Origin of the sequence: Natronomonas sp. (assembly GCF_036625485.1) — an archaeon.
Lineage (GTDB): Archaea > Halobacteriota > Halobacteria > Halobacteriales > Haloarculaceae > Natronomonas.
The window spans coordinates 1-3125 of the sequence record NZ_JAZKTR010000221.1; the positions used below are offsets into that span (position 1 = coordinate 1).

4 protein-coding genes and 1 pseudogene are annotated in these 3125 nt (G+C 63.1%); 1 reads left to right on the forward strand and 4 read right to left on the reverse strand.

What is annotated here, in order from left to right:
* Positions 1–685, reverse strand: a 685-nt coding sequence (locus tag V5A53_RS14120; protein ID WP_332314252.1) for a S1 RNA-binding domain-containing protein, incomplete at its 3' end; no start/stop codon positions are given.
* A 42-nt stretch (positions 686–727) separates the two neighbouring features.
* The gene (locus V5A53_RS14125) at positions 728–1363 is read right to left on the reverse strand and encodes a YIP1 family protein (protein WP_332314253.1); all 636 of its coding nucleotides are present in this window, start codon (positions 1361–1363) and stop codon (positions 728–730) included.
* Between the two features lie 81 nt (positions 1364–1444).
* On the opposite strand from V5A53_RS14125, the gene V5A53_RS14130 reads away from it, so the two are divergent.
* Positions 1445–2332: a hypothetical protein gene (locus tag V5A53_RS14130; protein WP_332314254.1), complete on the forward strand. Its 888-nt coding sequence runs from the start codon at positions 1445–1447 to the stop codon at positions 2330–2332.
* Here the strand turns inward: V5A53_RS14130 and V5A53_RS14135 are convergent.
* Both V5A53_RS14135 and V5A53_RS14140 read right to left on the reverse strand, forming a co-directional pair.
* Positions 2329–2910 carry an NADPH-dependent FMN reductase gene (locus tag V5A53_RS14135; RefSeq protein WP_332314255.1) on the reverse strand — a complete coding sequence of 194 codons (582 nt, stop codon included), beginning with the start codon at positions 2908–2910 and terminating at the stop codon, positions 2329–2331. The genes V5A53_RS14130 and V5A53_RS14135 overlap by 4 nt on opposite strands.
* A 40-nt stretch (positions 2911–2950) precedes the next feature.
* Positions 2951–3125: pseudogene (locus tag V5A53_RS14140) on the reverse strand (A/G-specific adenine glycosylase); the annotation flags it as partial.

Genomic DNA, 3125 nt, shown 5'->3' on the forward strand with positions numbered 1-3125 from the left:
CTTCCTCGGATTCGGCTTCCTCGGCTTCTTCAGTCTCGTCCTCCGTTTCGGTCTCCGCTTCGACGGTCTCCGGCTCTTCTTCTTCTTCTGCTTCCGGTTCCGACGTTTCGGTCACGACGGCTTCGGCGAGTTCTTCGTCGCTCGGTTCGCCACCGGTCTGCTCGTCGGCGGCTTCCGTTTCGGGTTCGGCTGCTTCGGGTTCTTCGCTTACCGCTTCGGGTTCGGCTTCCTCGGGAACGTTGCCGCCGGTTTGCTCGTCAGCTGTCGGCTCCGGCTCCGCTTCGTTTCCCGCTTCGTCCTCCTCGGCTTCGTCGAGGAGGTAGTCGCCGTCCGGGGCGTCAACGAGGACGCCGCGGAACTCCCGCTCGGACTGTCGGATCGACCAGCCGAGGTCGATGTCGCCGTTGTCGCGGACGTTGTTGACCTGCACGAAGACCTCATCGCCCGGCTCCCAATCGAGGCTCTCGAGTCGGCGGTCGAGCTTGCTCCGGTGGAGCAGGCCCGTCACGTTGCCGATGTTGACGAAGACGCCGAAGTCGGCGTAGCCGTCGACCGTACCTCGGTAGTAGCGGCCGGCGGTCAGTTGTGAGGGTTCGTCTCCTTCGAAATCGAAAACGACGTCCTCCTGATGGACATCACAGACGGGGCCATCCGTGGAGGTGCCGCAGATGATACAGTTACCCATTACTGAAAACCTACAGTCCGGGCTTAAAACTGTTGTCGGAATCTATCCGGTAGCTGAGGTCGGTGTGATGGCCACCCCGGAGACGGCCTCAAAGGCCGCAATTCCGCCGAATGCGAGACCGAACACGAACATAGCCGGGACGAAACCGGCCACGATAGCACGCGGCAACGACGTCTCGTGGACGACGGAAAAGCCGAGTATCAGAAGGACACAGCCGTAGAGCACGGCGACGAGTTGAACGCCCGGTATCGGCACCGCTGCGAAGACGGCCGGCGCCGTCGCGTAGCCGATCACCTGCACCGTTTCGCTGACGCCGGCACGGTTGTTGACGACCGGGAGTAGCGACAGCGTTCCGAGTGCTGCCGCGAGATGCAACGCCAGCGGCGCGACCAGGAAACAGGCGATACCGAGAACGATTGCACCACTTAAATAGACGCTTCCAGTCGCGGCCGCGATGCGCTCGTAGCCCGATATGGCGGCGGGCGCGAATGCCATCTGGCTGCCCACGTAGACGAAGGTGACCGCGATGGCGAAGGCCAATCCCGGCGCCTGATCGCCCGGTGCGACACCGTTTCGGAAGAAGCGCCGTGGTCGAACGAGGACTTCCACCCACGCCCGGAGTAGTCCTCGCGGCCCGCGCTCGCGGCCCCCTCGCGGGTTCTCGACCCATTGAGTCACGCCCACGCCTTCGGGGGCCGGCGGTATGAGCGTTCCGAGGTTCTCCGGAAGTTTATAAAGGATTCCACGGACAGGGAACGTATGGCCCTCCATCGACGCCGCCTGTTAGAGTTGTGTGGAACGACTGCCGTCGCCGGCCTTGCCGGTTGTCTCGGTGACTCGATACCCGGTGGAAACGGGAACGGAGACGACCCGGAATATGAATACGTCACCGATGGCACCGTCGACTACCCCGAAATGGTCGACGGGGCGGCGAGCGTCACGACCGAGGAGATCGTCAACATCGAGTACGAGGACCCCGAAGCGTCGTTCGGCCTCCAGCCCATCTACGAGGGCGAAACCGCCTCGGACGACCAACTCCTCGTCCAGCGGGACCTCTCCGGCGAGACGATGGCCGCCTTCATCGGGCCCGTCCACACGGGCGAGGGCTTCGAGTTCCACGTCTTCGCCAACGAGGCCTTCATCGAATTCGGTGACTGGAACGTCCTCACTGGGTCTTCACAGAGTATCGACGACCACGAGAATCCCGGCTTCGAACAGCTCGAAGGGCCGGTCTACGGTATGGTGCTTTCGCCCGGCGAGGTCGACCTCCTCGCCGTGGTCGACGTATCAGCCGAAGACATTCAAAACGAGGGCGGTGAGAGCGCGACGGGCATCGCTATCCTCAGCGGGAGCATGGGCAGCGAACCCGAGGCGACGGTACCGCAGGTCTCGTTCGGTTTCGATCACGATATCGACGCCGAGCAACTCACCGTGCAACACGAGGGCGGGGACAACGTCGAGGCATCGCAACTCCGGTTCGAAGCCGACACCGAAACCACGGTCGAGTCGGATTTCGCTGGGACGGTTAGCGCCGGCGACACCGCAACGCTTTCGGTGCCTTCGGACGCGACAGTGAGAATCGTCTGGACGAGTACGGAAGAGGATCATTCGGCGACTCTGGCCAAGTGGCAGGGCCCCGACGCCTAATCGTCGGCACCGACGTTCTGCTGGGCTTCTATCGTTCGCGGGTCGGGTTCGATGTTCGCGTATTCGACCATCCGACGGCCGAGCGTGTCGATTCGCTCACGGACGTCATCGTCGACCAACACGCCGTCATCGAAGGCATTGCGGACGCGCGGAATCGCGACCTGATGGGGCACGACCCACGCGTTAAGGGCGCGGCAGACACCTCGCAGTTGGTCCAGCGTCGTCGTCGGGAAGGACCCGCCGGCCACACAGAGCAGACCGACCGTCGTGTTCTCGAACTCGTCGAAGCCACAGTAGTCCAGCGCGTTCTTCATCGCCGAGGAAAACGAACCGTGATAGACGGGGGTGCCGAGAATCACCGCGTCGGCCGCATCCACGCGTTCTCGGAATGCGACGGCCTCGCCCGCGTCGTCTTCGTCGGCATCGTAGACCGGTAAGTCGAAGGCTCGGAGGTCTATGAGGTCCGTCTCGACGCGTTCGAAGTTGTTCGCCGCCGCCAGTGCTTCCTCGCACGCGAGACGGGTATAACTCTCCTCGCGGAGGCTCCCGCCGATCGCGGCGACTCGAATCTCGTCCATACCGCTGTTACGGACTGTGTTTACAAAGAAAACACGGTCGTTACTGGCGGAGCGAGGCGACGAGACCCGCATCGGTCTCTTCGGTCGTCACGAGGCCGTCCGATTCGAGGTCGCCAACCAACTCGCGGAGCCACTCGCGTCCGTACTCACCATCGGGGGCGTAATCCACGCGGACACGGGGACCGAGGGAATCCAGTTCCAACTCCTCGAATTCC

Excerpts from the sequence above, each read along its gene's own strand:
- V5A53_RS14130 (WP_332314254.1), top strand. The coding sequence starts at position 1,445 with ATGGCCCTCCATCGACGCCGCCTGTTAGAGTTGTGTGGAACGACTGCC.
- V5A53_RS14135 (WP_332314255.1), bottom strand. The coding sequence starts at position 2,910 with ATGGACGAGATTCGAGTCGCCGCGATCGGCGGGAGCCTCCGCGAGGAG.